The organism is Gemmatimonadales bacterium (assembly GCA_019637315.1).
Lineage (GTDB): Bacteria > Gemmatimonadota > Gemmatimonadetes > Gemmatimonadales > GWC2-71-9 > SHZU01.
Genome location: JAHBVU010000001.1, coordinates 126,003 through 151,830 on the forward strand (window position 1 = coordinate 126,003; position 25,828 = coordinate 151,830).

General features: G+C 65.9%; 21 protein-coding genes. 11 read left to right on the forward strand and 10 right to left on the reverse strand.

The genetic code is table 11. The features are described 5' to 3' along the window. Positions 1–32: 32 nt before the first annotated feature. The 3 genes from KF785_00560 to ftsH form a co-directional block, all read right to left on the reverse strand. Positions 33–1,901, reverse strand: a complete 1,869-nt coding sequence (locus tag KF785_00560; protein MBX3145231.1) for a hypothetical protein — start codon at positions 1,899–1,901, stop codon at positions 33–35. Positions 1,902–2,019: 118 nt separating this feature from the next. After that, positions 2,020–2,502 (reverse strand): YbaK/EbsC family protein, encoded by a 483-nt coding sequence (locus KF785_00565; protein MBX3145232.1) that lies wholly within the window; start codon positions 2,500–2,502, stop codon positions 2,020–2,022. Next, the gene (gene ftsH, locus KF785_00570) at positions 2,499–4,517 is read right to left on the reverse strand and encodes an ATP-dependent zinc metalloprotease FtsH (protein MBX3145233.1); all 2,019 of its coding nucleotides are present in this window, start codon (positions 4,515–4,517) and stop codon (positions 2,499–2,501) included. Before ftsH ends, KF785_00565 begins: the two co-directional genes overlap by 4 nt. A gap of 145 nt (positions 4,518–4,662) precedes the next feature. Here ftsH and KF785_00575 point away from each other — a divergent pair, with 145 nt between their 5' ends. Both KF785_00575 and KF785_00580 read left to right on the forward strand, forming a co-directional pair. Beyond that, positions 4,663–5,016, forward strand: a complete 354-nt coding sequence (locus KF785_00575) for a PadR family transcriptional regulator (protein ID MBX3145234.1) — start codon at positions 4,663–4,665, stop codon at positions 5,014–5,016. Then, the gene (locus KF785_00580) at positions 5,013–7,715 is read left to right on the forward strand and encodes an ABC transporter permease (GenBank protein ID MBX3145235.1); all 2,703 of its coding nucleotides are present in this window, start codon (positions 5,013–5,015) and stop codon (positions 7,713–7,715) included. The genes KF785_00575 and KF785_00580 overlap by 4 nt, the downstream gene beginning before the upstream one ends. Positions 7,716–7,725: 10 nt before the next feature. Here the strand turns inward: KF785_00580 and KF785_00585 are convergent, their stop codons facing one another. The 5 genes from KF785_00585 to KF785_00605 all read right to left on the reverse strand — a co-directional run bounded on the left by KF785_00585 (position 7,726) and on the right by KF785_00605 (position 11,994). Continuing rightward, positions 7,726–8,169: a nuclear transport factor 2 family protein gene (locus KF785_00585; GenBank protein MBX3145236.1), complete on the reverse strand. Its 444-nt coding sequence runs from the start codon at positions 8,167–8,169 to the stop codon at positions 7,726–7,728. Positions 8,170–8,250: 81 nt separating this feature from the next. Next, positions 8,251–9,183, reverse strand: a complete 933-nt coding sequence (locus tag KF785_00590; protein MBX3145237.1) for a macrolide 2'-phosphotransferase — start codon at positions 9,181–9,183, stop codon at positions 8,251–8,253. A 12-nt stretch (positions 9,184–9,195) separates the two neighbouring features. Next, the gene (locus tag KF785_00595) at positions 9,196–9,534 is read right to left on the reverse strand and encodes a tRNA-binding protein (GenBank protein ID MBX3145238.1); all 339 of its coding nucleotides are present in this window, start codon (positions 9,532–9,534) and stop codon (positions 9,196–9,198) included. A gap of 136 nt (positions 9,535–9,670) precedes the next feature. After that, positions 9,671–11,398 carry a hypothetical protein gene (locus tag KF785_00600; GenBank protein MBX3145239.1) on the reverse strand — a complete coding sequence of 576 codons (1,728 nt, stop codon included), beginning with the start codon at positions 11,396–11,398 and terminating at the stop codon, positions 9,671–9,673. Next, positions 11,395–11,994 (reverse strand): DUF305 domain-containing protein, encoded by a 600-nt coding sequence (locus tag KF785_00605; GenBank protein MBX3145240.1) that lies wholly within the window; start codon positions 11,992–11,994, stop codon positions 11,395–11,397. The genes KF785_00600 and KF785_00605 overlap by 4 nt, the downstream gene beginning before the upstream one ends. Before the next feature lie 150 nt (positions 11,995–12,144). On the opposite strand from KF785_00605, the gene KF785_00610 reads away from it, so the two are divergent. The 6 genes from KF785_00610 to KF785_00635 all read left to right on the forward strand — a co-directional run bounded on the left by KF785_00610 (position 12,145) and on the right by KF785_00635 (position 18,696). Further along, positions 12,145–12,474 (forward strand): divalent-cation tolerance protein CutA, encoded by a 330-nt coding sequence (locus KF785_00610; GenBank protein ID MBX3145241.1) that lies wholly within the window; start codon positions 12,145–12,147, stop codon positions 12,472–12,474. Positions 12,475–12,614: 140 nt separating this feature from the next. After that, on the forward strand, positions 12,615–13,655 hold the full coding sequence (locus tag KF785_00615; GenBank protein MBX3145242.1) for a beta-lactamase family protein: 1,041 nt from the start codon (positions 12,615–12,617) through the stop codon (positions 13,653–13,655). Positions 13,656–13,686: 31 nt separating this feature from the next. Beyond that, positions 13,687–14,799: a beta-lactamase family protein gene (locus KF785_00620; protein ID MBX3145243.1), complete on the forward strand. Its 1,113-nt coding sequence runs from the start codon at positions 13,687–13,689 to the stop codon at positions 14,797–14,799. Between the two features lie 111 nt (positions 14,800–14,910). Next, complete coding sequence (locus KF785_00625) at positions 14,911–15,246, forward strand: PadR family transcriptional regulator (protein ID MBX3145244.1); 336 nt, start codon at positions 14,911–14,913, stop codon at positions 15,244–15,246. 1 nt (position 15,247) lies between these two features. After that, positions 15,248–17,968: an ABC transporter permease gene (locus KF785_00630; GenBank protein ID MBX3145245.1), complete on the forward strand. Its 2,721-nt coding sequence runs from the start codon at positions 15,248–15,250 to the stop codon at positions 17,966–17,968. Next, entirely contained in the window at positions 17,959–18,696 is a 738-nt protein-coding gene (locus KF785_00635) for an ankyrin repeat domain-containing protein (GenBank protein MBX3145246.1), read from the forward strand. Before KF785_00630 ends, KF785_00635 begins: the two co-directional genes overlap by 10 nt. Positions 18,697–18,766: 70 nt before the next feature. Here KF785_00635 and KF785_00640 read toward each other — a convergent pair whose 3' ends face one another. Next, on the reverse strand, positions 18,767–19,693 hold the full coding sequence (locus tag KF785_00640; protein ID MBX3145247.1) for an MBL fold metallo-hydrolase: 927 nt from the start codon (positions 19,691–19,693) through the stop codon (positions 18,767–18,769). Positions 19,694–19,896: 203 nt separating this feature from the next. On the opposite strand from KF785_00640, the gene KF785_00645 reads away from it, so the two are divergent. From KF785_00645 to KF785_00655, 3 genes are all read left to right on the forward strand, one after another. Next, on the forward strand, positions 19,897–21,504 hold the full coding sequence (locus KF785_00645; GenBank protein ID MBX3145248.1) for a M81 family metallopeptidase: 1,608 nt from the start codon (positions 19,897–19,899) through the stop codon (positions 21,502–21,504). Positions 21,505–21,591: 87 nt separating this feature from the next. Beyond that, positions 21,592–22,368, forward strand: coding sequence for a GNAT family N-acetyltransferase (locus tag KF785_00650; protein ID MBX3145249.1), 777 nt, complete (start codon positions 21,592–21,594; stop codon positions 22,366–22,368). 116 nt (positions 22,369–22,484) lie between these two features. Next, positions 22,485–23,684: a beta-lactamase family protein gene (locus KF785_00655; protein ID MBX3145250.1), complete on the forward strand. Its 1,200-nt coding sequence runs from the start codon at positions 22,485–22,487 to the stop codon at positions 23,682–23,684. Between the two features lie 65 nt (positions 23,685–23,749). Here KF785_00655 and KF785_00660 read toward each other — a convergent pair whose 3' ends face one another. Next, positions 23,750–25,798, reverse strand: coding sequence for a S9 family peptidase (locus tag KF785_00660; protein ID MBX3145251.1), 2,049 nt, complete (start codon positions 25,796–25,798; stop codon positions 23,750–23,752). Between the last annotated feature and the right edge of the window lie 30 nt (positions 25,799–25,828).

A 25,828-nucleotide genomic window follows, 5' to 3' on the forward strand; every position in this document is an offset into this window, starting at 1 on the left:
CTCATTCTGCCCGCGCGGGGCAAACGTGCTGGCTAGTTCGTGCCGGTGGCCGTAGCCTCGATCACTCGGGCGCCCTCCGCGCATGCCGACGTGTTCACGTTCCCGCCGGTTGCCACGATCGTCCACGGTGCTGCGAGCGCCGCCCCAGGCGCCCAGGTGTCCGACCAACCCGCGAGCGCCGAGAAGTCGGGCATTGCGAGTACGACCGCGGTATTGCCGATCCATGCGCGGGTAGCAATCAGCTCGACGAATCGCGGCGTGCCCGTCGTCTGACGATACCGGAACAGTACGGGCGCGGTGTACTCGAGCGCCATCCCGAAGCTCACCTCGAGCCGCTTGTAGTTGCCGCCCAGCGACGCGACGGTCGGAGTCGTGAGCTCCGAGCCAAAGGTGATGGTCCGGGGCGCCAGGGCGTGAAACGACTCGGTCACTGTCCGGCTCATCGGTCCGAAGGCGGTGACGACCCGGAGCTGATGGTAGTCGTTGGGACGCTGCTGCGCAGCGGCCACGCCGAACATCGTCGTCGCCGGTGTGGCCGGCGCCTGGTTGATCATGCCACGGTCGCAGGTCGACCGCGCGAGATAGTACATCTCCTGGAGCAGGCCATGCCCCGCCGTGGCGCCGACAATGGTAAGTGGTGCGGTGGCCGGAGCTACCGCTTCGGCCACGCCGAAGTCGAGGGCAGGTATGGTTGCACCGTTTGCGAGGTTCTGGTCGCGCCGAACGATGATCCGGTCGGTAGCCGCCGGAAGCCCGGCAAAGCGGTACGCGACGAGATCGCGATCGCCGCTGGGCACGCCGGCGACCGTAAACGTTGGAAACAGAGCGGACGGCGCTCCGAAGGCGCCGCCCAGGTTGAGGAGCACCGCCTGCTGACCGGTGAGACCGGTCACCGAGCCGTTGATGATCTTGCTGTTGAGCGGCAACGGTGGGCAGGCCACGATCGGCGCGGCGGTCATCTCGGCGCGGGTCATGAACTGGATGTTGGTGGTGGTCGACGATCCGGCACTCTGCCGCGCGACGTGAGCGAACGCAGCAAGCGGCGAGTAGACCGTGAATCGGAATACGCCCGCTGTGGCGGTCACCGGGGTCCACGGACCGGTGCCGTCGCGATAGGCACCCCAGATCGCGTACGGGCTGCCGCAGTTGCTGAAATCGAAGACTGCGTTGCCGGTGCCCGTGACGGCGGTCACCGAGACCTGAACCGAGGTGACCCTGTCCTGCAGTCCGGCGGCGGTGCCGCGAATCGTCAACGTGTAGGTGCCTGCTGCGAGGCCCGCAGCGGCGATCATCGTGAGCGTCGAGCTGGTCCCTGTGGTTGCGGCCGGATTGAACGATGTCGTTAAACCCACGGGTGCACCTTCGACAGTCAACACTACAGTCCCGGCAAACCCCGCAGTCCTGGGAATGTTGACGGTCACCCCGCCGTTGCCGCCTTGCGGTATCGAAAGCGGCGATCCGGTCACGGTCAACTCATAGGATGGAACAGGTGCTGCTGTGACCGTGAGGGAAAACGACCCAACCGCATCGGTGACGCCGCTGCCTCGGGCTCGGAGCGTCAGGTTCGTCAGGCCAGGCGCGGCCGCCATCGACGCGGTGAAGGTGACCGTGATCGTTGTGGCGGCACCGGCAGTCGACTCGTTTGACTGGGTCGCCGTTACCCCGGCAGGAAGTCCTTCCACGGCCAGGGTTACCGCGCCGGTGAAGCTGCCCGCCCTGGTGATGAGCACCGTGATCGGAAAGCTTGCCCCCTGCTGAATCGTTGTGTTCCCCACATTGACCGCCATCGAGATGACTCCCGGCGACGGCGGTGGAGGAGGTGGCGGTGGAGAGGACGGCGGCGTGGCCCCTCCGCAGCCGACGGCGACCGCGAGGAACCCCAGGGAGATCAGCTTCTGCATAACGCCTCCGGCCATTCCGCCGACAATGGTGACCCCGACTCGAGTTCGGGCACCTACCATTGCGTCGCGAGGTCGGAAAAGCAGTCACAGCCCGCCTCTGGGCTTCGAGGCGGAAAGGTCAGCGACGCCAGCCCGCGGCGATGTCGACCCAACCCGATGCCTGGCTCAGGCGCTCGAGGTCGGCCAGCGTCAGACCGATGGCCGAGTTGGGGCTACCGGCGGCAGGATAGACGACATCGAAGCGGCGGAGCGACTCGTCGAGGAACACCCGGGTGCCTGGCGGATTGGCAAAGGGGCAGACGCCTCCAACGGGGTGGCCGGTCAGCGGCTCGACCTGCTCGGGGGACAACATGCGCGGCTTGGCCCCAAAGCGGCGCTTGAATGAGCCGTTATGCAGCTTGGCATCGCCGGCGGTGACGATCAGCAGGGCTTTGGCGGGATCATCCGGGTCGCTCACGGCCAGCGTCTTGGCGATTCGTTCGGGTTCCGTGCCGACCTCGGCCGCAGCCAGCGCGACGGTGGCACTCGAGGCGGAGAACTCGAGGATGTCATCCGCGCGTCCGAAGGGACGCAGGTACTCGCGGACGTCGTCGACGGTCACGGCGTCTCGCTCCGGTTCAGCTTGATGCTCTCGAGCGGAGCGGCGGCCGGAAGACCCGTCACCTCGAGGATCTCTTTCTCACCCAACGTTTCCCGTTCGAGCAGGGCGCCGACCAGCGCATCCAGCGGTTGGCGGTGGATGCGGATCAGGCGGCGAGCCTCCTGGTAGCTTTCCGAAATTATCCGGAGCACTTCGGCGTCGACGATCTTTGCCGTCTCTTCGCTGAACGTCTTCGAGGTGCCCATCGCATTGCCGCCGAGGAACGGGTTCTGCCGATCGGAGAGTTGGACCATGCCGAGTCGGTCGCTCATGCCCCAGCGGGTGACCATCGAGCGCGCCAGATTGGTCGCCTGTTCGATGTCGTTCTCCGCTCCGGTCGTTTTGGTGCCGTAGACTTCTTCTTCCGCGGCGCGACCACCCAGGATCCCGACAATGCGTGCCCGAAGATACGCCTCCGGGTAGTTGTAGCGATCGGCGTCGGGACGCTGATAGGTTACGCCGAGTGCCTGGCCGCGGGGCACGATGCTGACGCGATGCACCGGATCGGCGCCCGGCACCACGAGACCGAGAATGGCGTGGCCACCCTCGTGATAGGCAATCCGTTCGCGATCCTGGTAGCTCAGCAGCAGCGGCCGTTCCGGACCCAGAATGATCTTCTCGAGCGCATCCATGAAGTCGACCTGGGTGACTTGCTGCCGATTGCGTCGTGCAGCGAGCAGTGCGGCTTCGTTGACGAGATTGCGCAGGTCTGCCCCCGAGAGGCCAGGCGTTGCGGCAGCGATCTCGGTCAGGCTCGCATCCGGAGCGAGCGGTACGGCGCGGGTATGGACTCTCAGGATGGCCTCGCGCCCCGCTTTGTCAGGCAGATTGACGACCACGCGTCGATCGAAACGGCCGGGGCGGAGCAGGGCCTTGTCGAGCACATCGGGCTGGTTGGTCGCCGCAAGCACGATGATGCCCTGCCGGCTCGAGAAGCCGTCCATCTCCGTCAGGATCTGGTTGAGGGTCTGCTCCTGTTCGCTCGACCCGCCGATGGCCACCTGTCCGCGGGCCCGACCGATCGAATCGAGTTCGTCGATGAAGATGATGGCCGGCGCGTGCTCACGAGCCTGCTTGAACAAGTCGCGCACCCGCGCCGCCCCGACACCGACGATCATCTCGACGAACTCCGAGCCGCTCATCGAAAAGAACGGCACGCCGGCCTCTCCCGCGACCGCCTTGGCGAGCAGGGTCTTGCCGGTACCGGGAGCACCTACCAGCAACACGCCTTTCGGAGCAGCGCCGCCGAGCCGGGTGTACTTGCCCGGATCCTTGAGGAAGTCGACGATCTCGACAAGTTCGTTCTCGGCTTCGTCGATCCCGGCCACGTCTTCAAAGGTGACCCGTCCCTCCGCCTGCTGGTCGAAGCGGCGAGCCCCGGCTTTGCCCAGACCGCCCAGCATCCCGGCCCCCATGCCGCCCCCCTGTCGGGCGGCACGACGAAAGAGCCAGACGTAGAACCCGATCAGCACGGCGGCCGGTCCCAGCCCGAACAACAACGTCATCCATGGGCTGCCCTCGCGAATCGGCTCGGCGCTGATCTCGACCCCGTGGTCGATCAGCAGTGCCTCGAGCCCTGGATCGACGAAAGCGGGCAGCGTGGTCGCAAAGGTGGTGACAGGTTCCGGCTCGATGCCGGCCACGGTGTCGGGTTGGGCCGGATACATCACCGGCGCGATGAACTTGCCGGTCAGACTCTCGCCCCGACTGTAGATCCGCTCGACGTTCTGCTTGACGACCTCCTGCTTGAAGAGTGTATAGGGGACCTTGGTCGAAGGTTCCGTCCCCGGGAACAGAAAGCGGACCAGCAGGAAATTCGCGGCCAGAATGGCCATGAAGATCAGCCACGCGTTGCGCGGCGGCATTGGGCCGGCGCCGCCCGGTTTCCCGCCATTGGGCTGTCGGGACTGGGGTGATCCCTGTCCCGGGCCCTCGTTGCGACGGGTGCGGTCGGGTGACTGCTGTGGATCGGCCATGGCCAGGGTCCTCGAGAAGGCAAACAATGGAGCAGGTTAATCCGAGCTACCGGCTCTGTCGACTCCGGGCCGGCGTCGGGTCCCACTCCCCTTGAAACTCTAGGGAACTGCTGTACGTTTCCCTAGAATACCATAGGGAGCATCGATGGCCGAGTCGTCCGTGGAACTGCTGCGGGGAAGCCTGGATCTGCTGATCCTTCGGTCGCTGGTCCAGCGACCGCTGCATGGCTACGCAGTCATGCGCTGGATCGAGGAGGCGACTGAAGGCACCTTGTCGATCGAAGAGGGGTCGCTCTACCCGGCGCTTTATCGTCTCGTCGACCGGGGCTGGATCGACTCGGATTGGGGGCTGTCGGAAAACAATCGTCGAGCCCGCTACTACAACCTGACCCCGAAGGGGCGGGCCAGGCTCAAGGTGGAGGTGCGCGACTTTACCCGGTTTGCCGATGCGATGTTCCGGGCGATTGCCGTCGCGCCTGCACCGAAGGAGTCGACATGAAAGCGGATCCGTGGTGGCGCCGCTACTGGCGCTCGTTGGGCTTCGGGCCGGAGGTCGCCGAGGAGCTGGACTTTCATGTCGAGATGCTGACCCGCGAACTGGTCGCGAAAGGCCTGGCGCCCGAAGCGGCTCGCGCCGAAGCGGTCCGGCGGTTCGGAGACCGCACCCAGGTGCAAGCGCAGCTGGAGACGATCGAGCGGCGTCGGGGCCGACGCTTGCGGCTCCTGGTCCGCCTCGAGGAGTGGTGGGCAGATGTCCGGTACGCCGCTCGTGGCTTGATCAAGCGGCCTGGGTACACAGTGGCAGCCGTGCTCTCGCTCGGCTTGGGCATCGGGACCGCAACGGTGGTCTTCGCGATCGTCGACGCGTGGATGCTGCGCCCCTTGCCGGTCGATCGCCCCGATCGGCTGGTCATGGTCGGTGCGACCTACCCGGCAGTCGGCGGTATTGTGATTCCCAACGTGTCGCTCCGCACCATGGGCGAGCTTCGAGAACGCCGCGACCTGTTCGAAGAAGTCGCCGCCTGGCGACTTCAAGTGCTATCGGTACGTCCAGAAGGCGCGGAGCGCGGTGCGATTGGTTTCCTGCTGAGCGCAACGGGCAACTACTTCGACATGCTGGGCGTCAAAGCCTCGCTGGGCAGGCTGTTCTCCGAGGCGGATGCACAGGAGCGGTCGCCGGTGCTCGTCCTCGACCACGAGTACTGGCGGCAACGACTCGGCGCTGATCCTGCGATCGTCGGCAAGGCCGTTCTGCTGGGTGGCAAGCCATTCACGGTGATTGGCGTCACCGAGCCCCGATTTCGCGGGACCGAACATCTGCTCGCGGTCCAGGGCTATGTGACCACCGGCAGCGAGGCCATCCTCGACCCTTCGATGGCCGCGATCGATACGGACCCGGCCATGGGATACTTTCAGGTCATTGCGCGTCAGCACCCGGACCTTGCGCTCGCCTCGCTCCGTGCCAGTCTGGCGACGATAGGTACGCAACTCGTGGCCTCATATCCCGCCTTGCCATCCGGGTACCAACTCCACGTGTTTCCCGAGCGGGAGGCGCGGCCGAACATCAGCGCGGCAGGTCGGACCACACCCGCTGGCGTGGCGTTGCTGGCCCTTGCCGGGCTGATCCTGGCGACGGCGGCGGTCAATGTGACGAACTTGATCCTGACGCGGGCCAGCAGCCGTCAGGAGGAAGTGGCGGTGCGGTTGGCGCTGGGGGCTTCCCGGTGGCGCGTGGCCAGGCAGCTGCTGACCGAAAGCGTGCTGCTTGGGCTCGCAGGCTTCGCGGCGGCATGGGGCCTTGCCGGGCTTGCGATCGATGCCATCGGGCGGCTGGCCCTGGCGTCGACGGTTCCGCTCCGACTCACTTTTGCAATCGACGGTCGTGTCGTTCTGGCCAGCGCGGTGGTGGCATTGGGCGCCGGCCTGTTGAGCGGCATCGGGCCGGCTGTCGTGGCATCGAAAGGGGTCCACCACACGCTGCGACGGGCGGGCCGGACCGGCCTGGGTGGTCTCGGCGGCAGGTTCCGTGCGGCGCTCGTCGTCGCGCAGGTATCGGCATCGTTCGTCGTGCTGGTGGCGGCTGGGCTGTTCATCGAAAGCGTTCGGCGAGTTGCGGCGGTGCCGCTTGGGATGCAGCCGACGCGCGTCGTGACCGCAGGGTTCCAGGCGGTGCAGGGCCGCTTCACGACGGCGACTGCTCCGGCAGCCTTCGAGCGCATGGCCGCCATTCTACGAGAAACGCCCGGTATCGATGCGGTGGCGCTCGCTACCAGCGTACCGTTGACGACGACCGGCGCCGACATCGTGGACGTGTACCTCGCCGAGCCGTCGCCCGAAGCTGATGCCAAAGGCGCGGTAGCCGCGATGAGGGCCGGGGTGGATCCAGCCTATTTCGAGGTGATCGGAACGCCGATCACCAAGGGCCGTGCCTTCACGCCGCGGGACGACAGTCTGGCCCCGCGCGTCGTGATCGTCAATGAAGAGGCCGCCCGCCGCTGGTGGCCCGGGGCCGACCCGATTGGACGCCAGATTCGGTTCAGTCCGGATAGTCCTCCGGTCGAGGTGGTCGGCGTGATCCCGACTGGCCGCTATCTCGTGATTACCGAGGCGCCGCGCCCGTTCCTGCTGGTGCCGCTCGCGCAGCGACCGTTCACCTTCGGCGTCGTGCTGGTCAAGAGCCGCCTGGCCCCCGCCGCAGCGGAGGACGCGCTCCGCAACGCGGCCGCAGCGGTCGATCCCGACCTGGCCCCGTACGCCGTGGCAACGATGGAGAACACCATCAAGAACGGGGTCAATGGCCTCCTCCCCTTGCGATTCGGTTCCATGATGACCGTGGCAATCGGTGTCCTGGGGCTGGTGCTGACCATCGTTGGTCTCTACGGCGTCCTGGCCTATTCCGTCAGCCAGGAAACGCGGGAGATCGGCGTTCGCATGGCACTTGGGGCGGATCGCGGCGCGATTATCAGGCGCGTGCTGAAGCGGGGAGCACGGTTGTTGGGTATTGGCGTGATGCTCGGCGCGGGAGTTGCCTTGCTGGGCACTCGGTTGCTGGCCAACCTGCTCGCGGGCGTCCGCACCGACGATGTCGGCATCTACCTGCTGGTCAGCATTCTGCTGGTAGCAGTCGGCGCGGTGGCAACGTATCTGCCGGCCCGCCGCGCCGCGCGCCTGGATCCGGTCAAGGCCCTGCGACAGTAGGCCGATCGGCTCAGCGATCGGCCTTCATTTCCCAGAGGACGTTGACGATGACCCAGCGGCCGTTCCATCGCGCGAGGTGCATGTAGTCGATCCACCCTGACATGGTGGCTCGGACGCTGGCCACGCCGCGAAAGATGTCGAGGATCACGATATCGCGTTGCTGTTCTGCAGCGGGGGTGTTCTTGCCCCCTCCCCGACCCGTCGCCTCGACCAGGGTCGGGGTACCCATGTGATTGAGCTGGCTCTTGCCATCCCGGTTGACCACGATGCGCTTGGCCAGGTCGGGATGGAGCGCGCGCTCCATTCTGGCGGCATCCCCACTGTACCAACCCTCGACGTAGTTGGACGCCGCCTCGCGAATACCGGCAGTGTCTGCCGCCGTCTGTGCGGCGCCCGGCCCGGCAACCAGCAGTGCCGCGCAGGAGAGAAGTGCGGCTCTCGACCCCATCCTCATGGCGAATCTCCCGATCAGGGTTTTGCGGGTCGGATCCCGTGGCAACTTGCGGAACCGGCCGGTCTTCCGAGGTGAATGTCACTACGAGCCCGGGGTCGCCTGGGTTCCGAGCTGCGCCTTGACGGCATCGAGGTGCCTCGCGTCGCCGCTTGCCAGCGCGAACAAGGCGTACTTGATGGGTGCAGCGGCGGTGCGCTCAGTGATGTGGTGGACCATCCTGGGCCAGGTGCGGCCTCCATAGCGCTGGTAGGCCGTCACCAACTGCTCGAGCCCGGCAGATCCGAAAGCGGTGAGGTGGCCGCAGAAATCAATCGACGGATCGCCCACCTCGGCCTCCGTCCAGTCAATCATACCCGTTACCCGATCGTCGCTATCAACCAGAACGTGGCCGACATACAGATCACCATGAACGACGGTGGCGAACTCCGGCCATGATGTATCGTCGTCGAGCCAGGCCTGCCAGCGGTTGCGCAGCGACCGGGCCACTGTGAACGCTTGGGCGACTGTCTCCAGATCTCGGCGAATGGCCTCGCGTGCGCGTGGCGAGCTCGAATGGGGCAGCCCCGCGTCGATCGCCGCGTCGGTCGGGACGCTGTGCAGGGCGACCAGTGCTTTCGCGAGGCTCTCCGGAAAGCGATCCGACTCCGGATCGATCTGCCAGGTTGGTGCCCAGGTTACGCCGTCGATCGCCATCGCGGTTCGATCGTCGAGCCTCGGGTACGCGACGAGATCGGAGCCCACGACCCGCCAATCCGGCAACGCAAAGGGCACCCGTGGCGCCAGGAAACGAAGCGTGCGAGCCTCGCGCGCGATCTTGGGCAGTACGTCCGGCCGCCGCGGAATGCGCAGCATCCAGCGTGTTCCGGCCCGGTCCACTCCGGTTGCGACTCGGAAATCGAGGCCGAGTTCGTTGATGTCCAGGATCTCGGCCACGTCGAGTCCGTGGCGACGCGCCAGACCAAGGATCTCGTCCGGCTGAGCAGGTGTCGCGCCCTCACCGGCTGGGGTCGTCATGGCTCGAGGGCTTCAGAGCAGCTTGGCGCCAAGGGGCACATCCTGATCCGGCGTGCAGAGCACGACGTCGCCGTTTGCGTTGTGGAATCCCGTCACGAGACACTCGGAACGGATCGGCCCAATCTGCTTGGGTGGGAAGTTGATCACACCAACGACAAGCTTGCCGATCAGGTCATCGCGCTGGTACACCCGGGTAATCTGTGCACTCGACTTCCTGATGCCGATATCCGGCCCGAAGTCGACGTGGAGGATGTAGGCCGGCTTCCGCGCTTCAGGAAAATCCACCGCCTCGATGACGCGGCCCACCCGAATCTCGACCTTCTCGAAGTCGCCCCAGGAGATCGTTTCCATCGTCCCCCTCGTTTGATGAGTGTCGGGCCCGTATCCGGGCCTCGCGGCCGGAAAACTAGTCGGACAGTCCGGCTCAGCAACGAAAAAGGCACGCTCCCGAGGGGGCGTGCCTGGTCCGACGACTGTGCGGGGTTGCTCAGCGCACGCTCAACTCGCGCACGACCCGCGCCAGGGCCCGGACCCTGACCGGATCACCCGATCCGGCCGCTTCGCGATCGAGGTCGACCGCCAGCTTCGTAAGCGCCGCGCGCTGGGCGGCGCCGGACAGTCGCTCGGTGCGGGTAAGCTCGCTGGCCACTTGGGTTGTCCGCGCCTGCGGGAGCCCGGACCCGCGCACGAGCTGATCGAGATAGGCGCGTGCCACGGTGAAGCTCGGCGTCCACACGATCTTGGGCTGCAGCTGCGGGTTGAACTCCGCCATCCGAACTTCCTTTGCCGCGTTGATCTCGTTCTGGCTCAGATGCTCGGTGGGCACCAGCTCGAGCACGTCGAGGCCACGGGCGATCTCCGAGCCGTACACGTAGCCGTTGTACCAGTAGGCCGACCAGTGTCCGGCCTGGATCAGACGCTCATTCGACATCGGACCGCGGTCGAAGAACGCGACCTCGAACGGCTTGGCCGGGTCGGTGAAGTCGATGATCGAAATGCCGCCCTGGTACCACGACTGAACGAACAGGTCGCGTCCCGGCACCGGAATCAGCGAGCCGTTGTGCGCAACACAGTTCTCGTGTTCGGTCTGCGCAGCTGGAATCTTGAAGAAGCTGGCAGGCGTCATCACGCCGTTGTTGAGATGGTAGATCGCGTTGGCGCCCCATTCCGCCCGGTCGGTCGCACGGCACCGCGGTGCGCTGCCGCCCCCCCATTCATCGGTGAACAGAATCGAGGTTCCGTCGTTGTTGAACGTGGCCGAGTGCCAGTAGGCAAAGTTGGGGTCGCTGACTTCACTGATCCGGACCGGATTGGCCGGATCGCGGATGTCGAGCAGGATGCCATTGCCCGAGCAGGCGCCGGCGGCCAGGCCGAGGTCCGGGTATGCCGTGATGTCGTGGCACATGTTGGTCTCGCGGGTGTTCTGCGTACCGGCCCCGTGGTCGCCACCGCGCCAGAGACCGGCGACGTTACCCGATGCGTCGGCGAACAGGCGTGGTGCATTGACGACCCGGGCGTTCTGTGGTGCGGAGAGCGGCACCTGGATCACTTCGATTCGGAAGAGCGAGGTGTTGGGATCCTCTTCCGGTCGCGCGCCCGAGCAACCAGCGAGTTCCCGCCCCGAGCGGACCGCGCTGGTGCCCGAGACGTACACGTAGACGTTCTCACGGTCGCCCGGGCGGGTAACCAGCGTATGGGTATGGGAACCACGGCAGGTCTGTACCGAGGCCACGACCTTTGGGTTGGCGATGTCGCTGATATCGTAGATTCGGACCCCGCGAAACCGCTCAGCGCTCACGGTATCGACGACGCCTTGATCGCCGCAATCGAGCCGCGCGCTGGTGGCCTGGATCGAAATGAAGAGCAGATTGCCGTAGACCGACGGATCGCCCTGGTTACCCGGGCAGAGAATCGAATTGCGCATCACCGGCTTGGCCGGGTTCGATACGTCCCAGAACTTGAAGCCGGCGTAGTTGCCCTGAATCACATAGTGTCCCTGGAACGCCAGATCAGAGTTCCCGAACCCCGGCTGCGTACCAGACGGATCGAAACCCGCAGGTCTCGGCTGGGTCGCAATCAGCTTGAGGCCACGGGCCGCCTGCCCCGCATCGTGAATGCCGGCTTTGAGGCCGACTCGCGGGTCGGCAGCCTGGGCCGATGCCAGGCTCGGGAGCGCAACGAGGAGCAGGAGGGCGGTGTTGATGGCTTTCATCATCGAGTCTCGGCGGAGGAGAGGGTCTTGAGGAGGTTGTGCATCCGTTGAATTTCGGCGCGCTGATCCGCTTCGATGTCCGCGGCCAGTCGGAAGATCTCTGTTTCCTGACCGGATGCCGGGGTGCCGAAGAGGGATCTCACCATCGTGATGGCTCCCTCGTGGTGGCGAATCATCAGCTCGAGGAAGAGGCGGTCGAACTCCGTGCCGGAGAGCGTGGCCAGGCGGTCGAGTTCTTCCTGCGTCAGCATCCCGGCCATCGGGACACCCGAGCTGGAGTGGTGGTGCTGGTGACCCGCGGCAGCCGTGTCGGGAAGAGCCTCGTTGCGATCGAGGAGCCATTGCCGCATCAGGGCGATCTCATCCTTCTGCGACACGTCGATCCGCTCCGCGAGCATCCGGACCGGCGTGAACTGGCTCCGGTCGGGAACCAGGCGAGACATCACGACCGCCTGGCCATGATGGGCGATCATCCCGCGCATGAACTCCGCGTCCGCGGCCGTGTGGCGGATCTGGGCGCTGATCGGCTGGGCGGTCAGGGCCGCGACGACGATCGCGGCGAGAGCTGACGCTGAGCGTCGAAAATCAGTCAACAGCATCCTTGGAAATTATCGCCCGGGCCGGCGGATCGGAATTGTGGGGCTGTTTGTGGGTCCGGGCTGAGTGGGCGGCGATCGGGCAGCGGCTGACGGGCGATACAGGTATGATCGAGGTGTGCGTCAGACATCAAACTTCGGACGGAACCCCTCATGACCTCGACATCCGGGCTGTACTGTATCGTCCAGACCACCGTGGCGGACGCCGAGCAGGCCGATCTGCTGGCCCGCACGATTGTCAACGCCAAACTCGGCGCTTGTGTTCAGGTCCAGGCGGTTCGCAGCTACTATACCTGGGAAGGAACGGTGCGTGCCGACGAGGAGCAACTCCTGACGATCAAGACGCGCCGAGCCTGTTATCAGGCGCTCGAGTCACTGGTGCGGGCCAACCATCCGTACGACGTGCCCGAGATCATCGAGCTTCCCATCGCCGGGGGATCTGCAGCGTACCTGGGCTGGATCGACGACGTCACCGCAGGATGATGCTCCGGCGCACGCCTTACGTCGATGCCTCGCGGGATGCCTGAGAGAGCACAGCGTGGCTCGCGACTCAAATTGGCTGAGGGTCGATGCCGCCTTCTCTGGTTGGGTCCCATTCGATCCTGAGCGACAGGAGATGGTCGATGCCGATAGCGCGTAGGAGTTTTCTGGCGGCGACGGCAGGCGTGGGGTTCGCCGTTGTGGGCCTTCCTCGACGAACAGACAACCGTTCCTCGATAGCACGCCTGGTCGCGAACACGCCCTACTGGCTGGAGGCGACTCGAACCCCTGGCATCGCCATCGGCCTGGTCGAGGACGGGCGCGTTCGCGACGCGATTGCGATTGGCTTCGACGCGCCCGGGGCGGGGAAGGCAATCACGAAGTCGACGGTTTTTCAGGGCGCCTCGCTCTCCAAGCAGGCCATGGCGTGGATCGCGCTCAAGTCGATCGAGGCCGGCAAGCTCGATCTCGATCGTCCCCTGGTCGCGTATATCGCCAGTCCGCCGGATGCGCCTGAGGCGGGGATGGATCGGATCACGGCCCGTCACGTGCTGACACACACGACGGGCTGGCCCAACTGGCCGCCGAACGATGGCCCCTTTCGTTCCGTGCGCCCGCTTGGTACGTGGGGGTATTCGGGGGCGGGTTTCCTGCTGCTGCAGCAGGCCCTCGAGGGAGCATGGTCGGAGCCGGCCGTATCCTATACCCGTCGGCTGCTGCTGGACCCGCTGGGCATGACCAGCAGCAGTTTCGTCTGGCGGGCAGAGTACGACGCGACCGCAACGCGCGGGTACCAACAGGACGGAAGTCCCGCCGAGACGTGGCAGCCAGACCGGCCGAACGGCGCGTCGAGCCTGCACACGACCCCAGAGGACTACTCGCGCTTGCTCGCCGGATTCCTGACGCCGTCGGTTCGCACTCGCTTCCCGACAGTGTATCAACGCCAGGTCGCCATCGATGCTCGGTTGGGCTGGTCACTCGGCTGGGGCACCGACGGCGATGTGCTCTGGCAGTGGGGACACAGCAACGGATTCCGCACCTTCGCGGCGCTGGATCCCCGGCGGCGGCGAGGCATCGTCTCCCTCAGCAACGGTGCCGGGGGGCAGCGCGTCAACCGGGAGTGGGTCAACGGCTGGCTGGAGCGCGACCTCGACGCATTCTTCTTCTCATCGGTCGAACTGTAGGTAGCGAGCTGACCCAAGCCGCGGAGGCGGCGTGCGACTGATCCTTGCCAAAGTGTCCCTGCTGGTCCTCGTTGCCGGATGCGCGCAGCCAGAGCGCCAGCCCGAGCTCGATGGCACACTACTCCGGGAGGAGTGGATTCGGGTCGTCGACTCGCTGCGGGTCGCCAGGCAGATTCCCGGCCTGGCCATCGTCGCGCTCCACGATACGACCGTGGTACTCGCCCGCGGGTTGGGCCTGGCCGACCTGGCGAGCGGGCGTCCGGTCACTCCCGAAACGCCGTTCGATCTGGCGTCGGTCGCGAAGCCCATTGCGGGCGTTGTGGCGCTGCAGCTGGTTGAAGCCGGCCAGCTCGATCTCGATCGGCCCATGCGCGAGTTTCGCGATTTCCCCGAGTTCTGCAGCGCGGCGCGGGAAGCTGGCGGAACCTTCTTTCAGGACTTTGCCTGCGAAGGGAACGCACTCACTCTCCGCCACCTGCTGTCGATGACGGCCAACGGTGAGGAGCCTGGCACTCGGTTCTGGTACAACCCGCCCGCTTTCTCGTGGGCATCGCGTCCCATGGCCGAAGCGGGTGGGCAAACCTACTCCGCGCTGGTCGACTCCCTCGTGTTTCGCCCCTCCGGGATGGTTCGCTCGGCGCGACGCAACCGTGCGCTGCCGCTGCCACCAGGTATCGACTCCATCCTCGCGGTGCCCTATCACCGCGATTCGACCGGCGCGATGGTCCGATCAGCCCCGCCCCCACCCCAAGGCGACGGCGCTGCCGGCGGCGTGATCGCGAGCGCGATAGACCTGGCACGCTTCGACCAGGCCCTGATGCAGGGGCGACTGCTGTCATCGCAACGACGCGAGGAACTGTGGCGCCCGATGCCACTCGAGGCCGGTGCGGTTGCTCCGTACGGGCTGGGGTGGTTTCTGGGTCGATACCGCGATCGGCGTGTGGTCTGGCATACCGGTTTGTGGGAGGACCGTTACTCCGCTCTTTACCTCAAGGTCCTGGGCGAGCGAGCGGCGGATCGCTATACGCTGATCCTGCTTGCGAACAGCGATGGCCTCCGGTGGCCCACCAATCTGGACGAGGCCGCGATCGACCGCTCACCCTTCGCGGTGCATTTTCTCGACGCCGTGTTGCCAGCCCGGTAAGCCCGACCCCCCCCGGTAACAAACGCTGCTTCCATCTGGTCCAACTCCCCTTGCTTACCGAGATGAGTGATCGTAGCTTGAGTCATCATCTCGGTTACCGTGGGGAGTTGAATGAGTCGTCCCGCCGACCTGGTACAGGGAACGCTTGATCTCCTGATCCTCAAGCTGCTGGCACTCGAACCGCTCAACGGGTGGTCGATCAGTCAGCGATTGAAGCAGCTCTCGGCCGATGTGCTGCAGGTCAGCGACGGCTCCCTCTACCCGGCGCTGCACAAGCTGGAGCAGCAGGGCTGGATCGCCGCCGAGTGGCGCACCACGGAAAACAACCGTCGGGCGCGATTCTACTCGCTGACGCGCCCGGGCCGCCGCCGCCTCGAGCACGAGCGCCAGCAATGGGAACGCCTCTCCGGCGCGATCCACGCGGTCGTGTCGCTGCGGGAGGCCTGAGGTGCTGGCCGAGCTGGAACGCTGGCTCCGCATCGCCGGTCATCGACTGGCGTCGCTCTGGCGGCGTGGAGCGGATGACGCGGAACTCGACGAAGAGCTGCTGGAACACGTCGAGCGACTTGCCGAGCAGTACCGGGCGCGGGGCATGCCCGATGCCGAGGCGCTGCGCCGAGCCCGAGCCGCGATGGGAGGTGTGACCCGACGACGCGAGGAGATGCGGGACGCGCGCGGGTTCCGGTTGGTCACTGATCTCATCCAGGATCTTCGCTACGCGGCGCGATCGCTGCGCAGAACGCCCAGTTTTACCGCTGTTGCCGTGACGACACTGGGCTGCGGTATTGCCGCGGCGGCTCTCGTCTTCAGCCTTGTCGATGCAGCCCTGTTCCGCCCGCCTCCGTTCTCCGGCGCCGACCGTCTGATGGTGATCAACTTCACCCAGCGCCCGGCGACCGGCGGAGCCTGGCAGACCCGCTGGTCGTGGTCTCGGCTTCGCCTCCTGATGGAGGAGGCGCAGTCGTTCGATGCGATTGCCTCGAGTTCCAACGTGGTGGTGACCCTGACGGGTGCCGAGGAACCCGAGCCGCTGGCAGTCGAGATCGTCTCATCGCGCTACTTTGACGTCCTGGGCACAACCCTGATCCGCGGGCGGGGGTTTGGTCCGAGCGATGACGATGGCGCCACCGCCGCGCCGCTGGTGGTGCTGGGCTATCGATATTGGCAGGATCGGTTCGGCGGTCGCGATGATGTGATCGGGCGCACCGTTCAGCTCAATGGCATCGGCGTCGAGGTGGCTGGTGTTGCCGCGCCAGACTTCGCCGGGCTCTCGGGTGAGGCGCGCGCCTGGCTTCCGGTCGGGATGGCGCCGCGCGTCTCGTACGCCGACTACCTCGTGACGAATCAGAACTTTATCACGGCGATCGGTCGCCTCCGAGCCGGAGTAGGGCCAGCCGCTGCGGTGGCTGAGCTCGCGATCCTGGGTGAGCGGATTCATGCGCAGGTGCCCAGCGAGGTCGACCGCCCCGACGACCGCTTCGGCGCTACGGCCATCGCACTCAATCAGGCCCGGATTGACCGTGACACAGAGCGTGCGCTCCTGCTGCTCGGTGCTGCTGCGGGGGTGCTGCTGCTGATTGCCTGCGCCAACGTTGCCAGCTTGCTGCTGGGCCGAGCGGCGATGCGGCGACGGGAGATCGGCGTTCGCCTCGCCATCGGAGCCGGCCGAGGACGCTTGGTGCGCCAGTTGCTGGGCGAGAGTGGCGTGCTTGCGCTTGCGGCCGGAGCGGTCGGCGTTGGGCTCGCGGCCGTGGCCATGCCGGTGCTCCGGATTCCCGCGACGATGGCTCGTGGCAGCAACTTCTATGGTGCCATCGGCGAGTTTGCCACCCCGGTGCTGGACTGGCGGGTGTTGCTTTTCGGCGTACTCGCCAGCGCAGCGACCGTTGTCCTGACTGGCCTGCTTCCCGCGCTCCGGGCGACCCGATCGGATCTGGTCACCGACCTGGCCCTGACGCCCCGAGGCGGCATTGCGGGCCGGCGCATCGGTTTGCGCGAGGCGATGGTTGCCCTGCAACTGGCCATGTCCATCATCTTGCTGGTCGGCTGCGGATTGCTGCTGGCGAGCTATGCCAGAGTGCGGGAGACACCTGTTGGCTTTGACCCGGGGCGGATCCTCACCTTCATGATCCGGCCTTCTGAGGTCCAGTACCCGCCTGCCGCGGCGCCGGCGCTGATCGATCGCGTGCTCGAGGAAATCGCGCGTGTTCCTGGCGTGGAATCGGCGTCGGTCGACGGTTGTGCGCCGCTGGCGTCGCAGTGCGCCAGTGCGCTGCTGCGGATCGTGGGCCGGGATGCGGCGGGCACGGCGCCCGGTGTCTTCCGCCACTATGTTGGTCCCGACCATTTCCGAACGCTCGGTGTTCCAGTCGAGGAAGGGCGGTCACTGCTGCCGACGGACCGTGCGGGCACCGCGCCGGTCGTCGTCATCAATCGCGCGGCTGCGACCAGGTTCTGGCCGGGCGGGAGCCCGATCGGACAGCGGGTCTGGTTCGACGGCGCGGCCTCCTACGGCACTCCGGATGCAAGCGCCGAGATCGTCGGTGTTGTCGCGGATGTCGCCTACCGCCCGGTCGATCAGGGCCCGCCGCCGCCCAGCTTCTTTACGCCCTACTCGCAGTTCACCTACGCCAGCCGGATGGTGCTGGTCCGGACGGCTGGCGATCCGTTGGGGGTGCTCCCCGCTGTCGGCCGCGCGGTGCGGCGAGCGGATCCGTCACTCGCCTTGTTTGATGTACGCACCATGGACGATCGTGCGCGGGTTGCCTGGTCCAAACGCGGTTTCCAGGCGCAGGCGCTTGCCGCGATTGCCGGGGTTGCGCTGCTGTTGGCGATTACCGGCGTCTATGCCGTAACGACCTACTTCGTCGCCAGTCGCCGCCGCGAGATCGGAATGCAGATCGCACTGGGCGCCTCCCGCCACCAGGTAGCTCGCGCCTCCCTGGCGGTAACCGTGCGGCTCGGTCTTGCGGGCGTCGCGATTGGCCTGATCGGCGCGGCGACCGTTGCGCAGCTGATCCGCGCGGTTCTCTACCAGACCCCGGCGCTCGATCCGCTCGTCTTTGGAGCCGTCGTGCTCGTGCTGCTGGTCGCGCTGATAGCTGCGACGATTGGCCCGGTACGCCGTGCTTTGCGGGTCGATCCGATGGAGGTGCTGCGATGCGACTGACCCTCGCCGCCATGGTCGACGCCATCAGAGCCAATGACATCGACGAGTTGCGGGCTCGGTTGGAGGCAGAGCCGGCACTGGCCCACGCAGCCGGAGACCATGATAAGACACTGCTCCATTGGGCCGCTGAGATGGATCGAGTCGAGGCGGCCTCATTGCTGGTGGACGTCGGCGCGGATCCCGAAGCGGTTACGTCGTGGGGCGCAACGCCGTTCGACTGGGCCGCCGTGATGGGAAGCGCTGGCGTGGCCGACCTGTTGCTTGCGCGCGGCGCAACGGGTCTTTCCCTGATCTCGGCGGCCGCGTTAGGCAGGCTGAGCTACGTTCGCGACCTGGTGGTTCGGGGGGGTGATCTGTCCTCCCATCGACGTCGCGGGGCGCCTGCCGCGGCTACCCATGAATGGCCGGCAGATACGGCCCACATTCGTGGAGACGTGCTCTCGGACGCCCTGCACGCCGCAGCGCGGAACGGCCATACGGCAGTGGTCGCCTACCTGGCGTCGCACGGTGGCAACATCGACGCGACTGCCTTCTTTGGGGCAACGGGACTCCACTGGGCCGCGAGTAATGGCCATCGCGATACGGTGGTCTGGATGATCGAACACGGCGCCAGCCTCGACCGACGCGACGCACGGTTCAGTGCGACAGCCGAGGACTGGGCCAGGGAAGGAGGCCACGAGGAGGTTGCGGAGCTGCTTGTGCGCGCTCGCCGGCCCGACAAGATGTAGTTCCGAGTGTCGCGAACTCCCGTCAGCGACCTGTTCGAGAACGCGGCATCGGACAGGTCCATTGTACGCCTCACCCCGCGCCGGCGGTCACCTCTTCGTAGGCCACAGTCAGAGGATCCCGCGCGTGCGCGGCGCCGAACGGTCCGAACGCGTCGAATCCCGCGAGCGGATCGCGCATTGCGAGGATCTCGACCTGTGACTTGCCGGCCTTGACCTGGGTGCGGACGAACTCGAGCACTGCGGTGAGGTAGTCGCGGAACTGGGCCAGCTCCGCTTGGCCGCCGACGACAGGCAGACCGGCGCGGGCGTGACCGAAGATATAGATGGTGTCGGCAGAGTGGTCGCGGGGCACTCGGTCGAGCATCGCAATCCAGTTGGCCATGTGCGCACCCGCAGCTCGGTCGACCACCGGATGCCGACCGTTGAAGAGCAGGTCGCCCATATGGGCCACGTTGGCGCGTTCGAAGGTGATCACGGCGTCGCCGCTGGTATGGGCTCGGCCGTAGTGCCGCGCCACGACCCGCTCGTCGCCGAGCTCGGCCCGCCAGCTGTCGCCGAACGTCGTGTCCGGAAAGAGCGCGTCGGCCGGTGCTTGCCCACCTGGCGGCTGACGCATGTGCTCATCAGCCTTGGCGTGGGCCACGACGCGTTTGGCGGCGCCTTTGAACGAGACGTTGCCTCCACTGTGGTCGCCGTGGTGATGGGTGTTGATCAGGACGTCGATGGCGCGGCCCTTGGAACGCTGGTTGAGTCCCTCCAGGCACGCCTTGGCTTCCGCGGGAAACTGGCTGTCGACTACCGCGACTGCGCTCGGATCGATCAGGTAGCCGATCGTGCCGCCCCGCATCGTGAAGTAACCGACGTTGCGACGGATCGCCGTAAAGACCGGTTGCGCCGCCGGCTGCTGCAGGACGCGTGCAAGGGCCGGCCGCGCAAACGACGCGGCCACAGCTGCCGATGCGGAGCTGGCAACGAAGGCTCGGCGGGAAATCGTCATGGAACCCTCCGGACTCTGGAAACGGTGAGACGGGGACCCGTTGGTCGTCGCGACGCCATCGGCTGACCCGAAGCCTAGGACAGGGCGCCGAATCGGGCAAGCCGGGTCGGTGGCGCGTGCTCCGCGACGCAGCGCCTCGCGGCGGCAACGGTGTGGTGTTAGGATGATGGCTCCACCCTTCATCAGCTGCACGGACCAGGATCATGACAGATTCGCTATCGGCGGTCGTTCGCTCCGCCTTGCTCGCGCTGGTCGTGACGGGGTGCGCCCCCGCCCGCGATGCCGATCCCGCTCAGCGCCCGCTCCGGTTGGCGGTGGCGTTCTTTGCCCATGAAGCCACCACCTTCATGCCTGAGAAGGTCGGCATCGACGGCTTTCCCAAGCCCAATCTGGTGGGCGAGGCGCTGCTCGCGTCGCGCTCGGAGTCGATTCAGGGATTCGTCCAGCAGGCACGTGAGTACCACGGTGTCGAGCTGATCGGGCTCGAGTCTCCCGGTGGCCTGCCGATCGGCAGCAGCTCCAAGGGGTGGATCACGGAGGAGGCCTTCGAACACTACGCCGGGCTCATGATGGATGGCCTGCGCAAGGCGCTCCCGGTCGATGGCGTCTACCTCGCGCTCCATGGGGCCATGGCCGTCGAGGGCGTGCCGAGACCTGAGGCAGAGCTGGCGCGGCGGGCCCGCGAGATCGTGGGTCCCGAGGTGCCGATCGCGGGCACCTTCGATCCGCATGGTAACGAGGATGAAGAGTTCCTGCGGCAGGCCAACTTCTCCATGGTGATGAAGTACTTCCCGCACTATGACGGTCGGCTCCAGGGCGAGCGAGCCGCGCGCCTGCTGATTCGCACGGCGCGAGGTGATTATCAACCCACTACGGCAACTCGGAAGCCGGCCATCATTACACCGACGGTGATGCAGTGGACCGGGCAGTATCCCTGGATCAACCTGATTCAGCGGGCGCTGGTCTGGGAGGCGCGGCGCAAAGATGTGTTCGTCAGCGTGTTCTTCGGGTTTCCGTGGAGCGATGTCCCGGACGTCGGCGCAACGATTCAGGTCATGACCAACGGCGACCAGGCCCTGGCCGACGAGATCGCCGATGACATGGCCGGCTACATGTGGCGCCTCCGCCGTGATTTCGTCGCGACCACGCCGGTCGTGGCTCCGGCCAACGCGGTCAGCCAGGCAATTACCGCAACGCGCCGACAGGAGACCCCCGTCGTGCTCGCCGACTATTCGGATCGGTCCGGTGACGCGACCCATATCCTGGCGGAGATCGTCCGCCAGGATCTGGGCGGGGTGCTGTATGCCACGCTGCGCGACGAGCGGCTGCTCAAGACGCTGGTCGCCGAGGGTGCCAAGGCGGGGGACGCGTTCGATCGCGAGGTCGGTGGCTTCGTCGTTGATCCCGAGAGCGGCAAGCCGGTCCGCCTGCGCGGCAAGCTGGTGTATCTTGGCCAGCCTGAAGGCATGGCATCGTCGCTGGGGAGTGCGGACAAGACGGTTGCCATCGTCGAGTTCGGCCGCGGCAACTGGGTGGTGATCACGCCCGAACTCGTCCAGGTGACCGATCCGAGCCAGATGGGGTGGGACCCGATCGCCCCCGCGCGCTTCACGACTTGGGTGCTCAAGTCGCGGGCGCATTTCCGCCGCGGCTTCGATGACAACGGATTCGCGAAAACGATCGTGATCGTCGATGCGCCTGCTCCGTACGTCGGGACGATTCATCTCGACAAGTTGCCCTACCGCAACGTCGAGCTCGACAAGTTCTACCCCTACCGCCCCGGTGATACGATTCCGCGGATTGCCCCCTGAGGGCAGCTGACCGCGATCAATCCGTTGGCGCGAGAATAGAGCATTGAGTCAGCCGTCAGCTGGGTAAGGAAGGGGAGGGGGGCACCGATGGAGCGTTGGATCGAACGCACGGATCTCGCCACGATCGCTGACTTTCGGAATGAATACCAGCAGGATATGGCCTGCCAGGTCATCCATGACTCCCTCCATAGCCGGCCGGGATGGACCGTTGAGTACGCGATGCGCCTGGGTGATACCACGGTAGGCTACGGCTCGATCGCGATTGCCGGGCCCTGGGCCGACAGTCCGGTTGCCTACGAGTTCTACCTGACGGCGCCTGCGCGGGTCTATGCCTTCGAGTTCTTCGAGGCCCTCCTCGGCGCCAGCGGAGTTCGATCGATCGAAATGCAGAGCAACGACGCGCTGGGAACAGCCATGCTGTTCGCGTTTGCAGACAGCGTTCGCTCGGAGTCGATCCTGTTCGAGGACGGTCTGACAACAAACTGGCGTCCCAACGGGGCGGTCTTCCGGCATCCGACGGTTGAGGAAGAGCCTGCGCTCACCTCGGAGACGCGTCGCTGGCGCGGCGTCATCGAGTCGGATGGTGTTGTCGCGGCCACAGGAGGCGTGCTTTTCCATTACAACCCGCCCTACGGCGATGTGTACATGGATGTCGAAGAAGAGTACCGGCGCCGAGGATTCGGGTCTTTCATGGTGCAGGAATTGAAACGCCTTTGCCGCGAGGACGGTCGGATTCCCGGCGCCAGGTGCAACATCGCCAACATCGCATCCCGTCATACCCTGCAGAAGGCCGGCTTCGTGCCCTGCGGCCACCTCCTGCGAGGCGAGAGGCTGGACTCGAGAGGCGAGCGGGGGGCTCCATGAAACGTTCTCAGGTGGGAGCCACTGCAGCGGTCTGGCTTGCCCCGGTGTCTAAACGGTTCGAACCTTCATCTCGATCTACTGTCACTGACATCCTGACGCAAACCCTGGAGTCCTGCATGAGGCGTCCGTCGGTTCCCCTGGTCCACCGTGTCCTCGTCGCACTCGCGTTGCTTTCCGTGGTCCTCTCGGGCCCGGTCGTTGCACAAGACGACGTCGCGGCCATCATCGCCCGAATCGAAGGCCCGCAGAAGCCGAACCGGCAGGGATTCGACGGGCTGACCATCGAAGAGATGATGACCCGATTCCGGATTCCCGGGATGACCATTGCTGTCATCAAGGACTTCAAGGTGCACTGGGCCAAGGGCTACGGCGTGGCCGACGTGACGACCGGGCGACGAGTCGAAACCAACACGCCCTTCCAGGCCGCCTCGATCAGCAAGCCGGTCACCGCGATGGCGGTCGTCAAGCTGGCCCAGGAGGGCAAGCTGTCGCTCGATCAGGACGTCAACGCGCTCCTGACCTCGTGGCGAGTGCCGGAAAGCGAGTTCACCCGAGTTCAGCCGGTCACCCTGCGGTCGCTGCTCAGTCACACCTCAGGCGCGGACGATGGTTTCGGGTTCCCCGGCTACAAGCCGGATGCGCCCCGTCCAACCCTGGTCCAGCTGCTCAACGGTGAAAAACCGTCCAACGTCGGTCCGGTCCGGTTTGCCCGTCCGGTCTACGCGGGTCAGAAGTATTCGGGCGGCGGCACCGAGATCGTACAGTTGACGCTGACCGATCTGACGAAGAAGCCGTTTGCGCAGCTGATGCAGGAGACCGTGCTGGGCCCGATCGGCATGACCGAAAGCTCATTCGAGCAGCCGCCGGTCGGTGTGCTTGCGGAACGCACTGCTCGCGCTCACAGCCCAGGCGGCACCGCAATGGATACCAAGTGGCACGTCTATCCGGAGCAAGCAGCCGCCGGACTCTGGACCACGGCCACCGATCTTGCCAAGTTTGCCATCGAAGTTCAGAACGCCTACCGCGGCCCCGCCGGTAAGGTGCTCTCCCAGGCCTCGGCGCGCGAGATGATCGCCCCGACCGGACTTGGGTCGTTTGCCGTCGGTCTGATGGTCGAAAAGCGCGGCGAGGGCTGGTACTTCATGCACAGCGGCGGCAACTGGGGCTTCAGCTGCAACTTGATTGCCCACGTCCGCAAAGGCTACGGAGTGGTCATCATGATCAATGGCGGCAGTGGTCCGCTGATCCGTGAGGTCGAAGAGCGCGTGGCGGCGGCATACGGCTGGGACAACCTCGACAAGCCGATTCCGCGCTGAACCCTTCGTCCAGACGGCGGGGTGCGCCGAGCTCGCAGCTTCCGAGCTCGGCGCAGCACCGCTCATCAGGGTGTCTGACCCCGATACTTCGCAAACCAGCCTTCCAGCGTCGTAATCTTCGACGCCAGGTGACTCGGCCGCCGCCGGATCCCGTGCGGCTCTTCCGGCACCCGAACCAGCACGGTCTCCACACCGAGCATGTGCAGCGCCTTGTAGTACTGCTCTGACTCGGACATCGGGGTCCGGTAGTCCTCATCGCCGGTCATGATCAGCGTCGGTGTCTTGACGTTCTTGACGACCGACAGCAGCGACCGCTTCGCATAGTTCTCGGGGTGGTCCCAGGGAAAACCCGGGAACCAGTTATTCACGGAGGCCGACGCCATGTCGGCCGTCAGCGAGAAGCTCTCCCAGTTGATCACCGGGTAGAACGCCAGCGCCGCCTTGAATCGATTCGACTTGCCGATCATCCACGCCGTCAGCACGCCACCGCCGCTGCCACCGGTCACGAACAGGTTGTTCGGGTCGACATAGCCCTTCGCAATCACGGCGTCGACTCCCGAGTCGAGATCGTAGAAATCGTCGCCGGGGTAGGCGTGGTGGATCAGATTGCCGAACTCTTCGCCGTAACTCGTACTGCCCCGAGGATTGGGATAGAAAACAACGTAGCCGGCAGCCGCCATCAGCTGCTTCTCTTCATCGAAGCGATCACCGTAGTTCGCAAACGGCCCGCCATGAATCTCCAGAATCATCGGATACTTGCGTGACGGATCGAAACCAGGCGGCTTGATGATCCAGCCGTGAATGTCGCGCTGATCCTTGGACGACTTCCACCAGATCTCCTCGACCTGACCCAGCTCGCGGTCGGCCAGCACGTCGCTGTTCAGGTCGGTCAGGACCCGAACCGGGCTGCCGGTTGCAGTCCGGGTGTAGGCCACGTCGGAGATCACACTCGGCGTGCTCAAGGTGTAGACGATGCTGCCGTCGCGCGACACGGAGTAGCTGCCGCCGCCGTACGCCGAGGTGCCTGCGCCCAGGTTGTGCGCCACGACGCGGTAGGAACCGTCGAGAGCAACCAGGGCGACTTTCGTGTTGCCCTTGTCGTCGAACGCGACGTAACCCTTGCCGTCCGCCGCCCAGACAGGGCTGCGCACGCTCTGATCGATTCGCGAGGACAGGACCCGCTTGCCCGAACCGTCGCGGCCCATGAGATAGAGCAGGGTGTTCTGGTAGCCCACCTTGCGGTCGTCGTATCCGACATAGGCAATCAGGCGACCATCAGGTGACACCTCCGGGCTCAGGTCCGGCCCGAATCGATCGGTGAGCTGGCGCAGCGTCCGGTCCTTCACCGACACGGCGAAGAGCTCGGAATCGCGCGAGTTCCACTCCGGGCGCTCGCCGCGCCGGGCAGCGAGGATCAACTCGGCGCCGTCAGGGGTCCAGGCGAGCGAGCCGCCGCCCCACGGCATCCCACCGTGATGATAGTCGCCGCTCGTAATCTGCCGTGCCGTGCCGCCCGTGGCGGGCACCACGAACGCGTGCATGAAACCAGGCGGCACCTCGCCCGCCCCATCCTGCCGAAACACCAGGCGATCGGTGTAGTTGGGCGGCGGCGCCCACGTCGCGCCCGCTGGCGGTGTCAGCAGCCGCCCCACGACGAGCGGCGGTTGTCTGACCTGGGCAACGAAGGCAAGATGCTGCCCGTCCGGCGACCAGGTCACCCCGCTCGGTGGGCTGGCGATGCTCGTGACCGGGTGTGTCATGCCTGTGTCCATGTAGCGAACCTGGATCTGCGCCGATCCGCCCCGATTGGTCAGGTAGGCAAGCCGCTTGCCGTCTGGCGACCAGCGGGGTGAGCTCTCGTTGAACTTCCCCGTGGTGAGTGGACGGTTGTCCGTGCCGTCCGTTCTGACGAGCCAGAGATTGGCGTAGCGCCGATCGGTCATCACGTCCTGCCACTGGCGGACGTAGACCACCCATTGCCCATCGGGCGATATCTGCGGGTCGGCGGCGTACTCGAACTGAAAGAGATCGGACGGTGTCAGCTTTTGCTGTGCAACAACGGTGGCGGGTGCTGCCCCGGCGAGGAGGCAGACCAGCAGGACTCGGGGTCGCATGGAGACTCCCTATGGCGGTTGTTCAGGGTG

Bases quoted from the DNA above. Each gene is read 5' to 3' on its own strand.
- KF785_00595 (MBX3145238.1), bottom strand. From the start codon at position 9,534: ATGGAAACGATCTCCTGGGGCGACTTCGAGAAGGTCGAGATTCGGGTG.
- KF785_00580 (MBX3145235.1), top strand. From the start codon at position 5,013: ATGAAAGCGGATCCGTGGTGGCGCCGCTACTGGCGCTCGTTGGGCTTC.
- KF785_00660 (MBX3145251.1), bottom strand. From the start codon at position 25,798: ATGCGACCCCGAGTCCTGCTGGTCTGCCTCCTCGCCGGGGCAGCACCC.
- KF785_00650 (MBX3145249.1), top strand. From the start codon at position 21,592: ATGGAGCGTTGGATCGAACGCACGGATCTCGCCACGATCGCTGACTTT.
- KF785_00575 (MBX3145234.1), top strand. From the start codon at position 4,663: ATGGCCGAGTCGTCCGTGGAACTGCTGCGGGGAAGCCTGGATCTGCTG.
- KF785_00640 (MBX3145247.1), bottom strand. From the start codon at position 19,693: ATGACGATTTCCCGCCGAGCCTTCGTTGCCAGCTCCGCATCGGCAGCT.
- KF785_00590 (MBX3145237.1), bottom strand. From the start codon at position 9,183: ATGACGACCCCAGCCGGTGAGGGCGCGACACCTGCTCAGCCGGACGAG.
- KF785_00645 (MBX3145248.1), top strand. From the start codon at position 19,897: ATGACAGATTCGCTATCGGCGGTCGTTCGCTCCGCCTTGCTCGCGCTG.
- KF785_00585 (MBX3145236.1), bottom strand. From the start codon at position 8,169: ATGAGGATGGGGTCGAGAGCCGCACTTCTCTCCTGCGCGGCACTGCTG.
- KF785_00560 (MBX3145231.1), bottom strand. From the start codon at position 1,901: ATGCAGAAGCTGATCTCCCTGGGGTTCCTCGCGGTCGCCGTCGGCTGC.
- KF785_00625 (MBX3145244.1), top strand. From the start codon at position 14,911: ATGAGTCGTCCCGCCGACCTGGTACAGGGAACGCTTGATCTCCTGATC.
- KF785_00610 (MBX3145241.1), top strand. From the start codon at position 12,145: ATGACCTCGACATCCGGGCTGTACTGTATCGTCCAGACCACCGTGGCG.
- ftsH (MBX3145233.1), bottom strand. From the start codon at position 4,517: ATGGCCGATCCACAGCAGTCACCCGACCGCACCCGTCGCAACGAGGGC.
- KF785_00635 (MBX3145246.1), top strand. From the start codon at position 17,959: ATGCGACTGACCCTCGCCGCCATGGTCGACGCCATCAGAGCCAATGAC.
- KF785_00605 (MBX3145240.1), bottom strand. From the start codon at position 11,994: ATGCTGTTGACTGATTTTCGACGCTCAGCGTCAGCTCTCGCCGCGATC.
- KF785_00615 (MBX3145242.1), top strand. From the start codon at position 12,615: ATGCCGATAGCGCGTAGGAGTTTTCTGGCGGCGACGGCAGGCGTGGGG.
- KF785_00655 (MBX3145250.1), top strand. From the start codon at position 22,485: ATGAGGCGTCCGTCGGTTCCCCTGGTCCACCGTGTCCTCGTCGCACTC.
- KF785_00600 (MBX3145239.1), bottom strand. From the start codon at position 11,398: ATGATGAAAGCCATCAACACCGCCCTCCTGCTCCTCGTTGCGCTCCCG.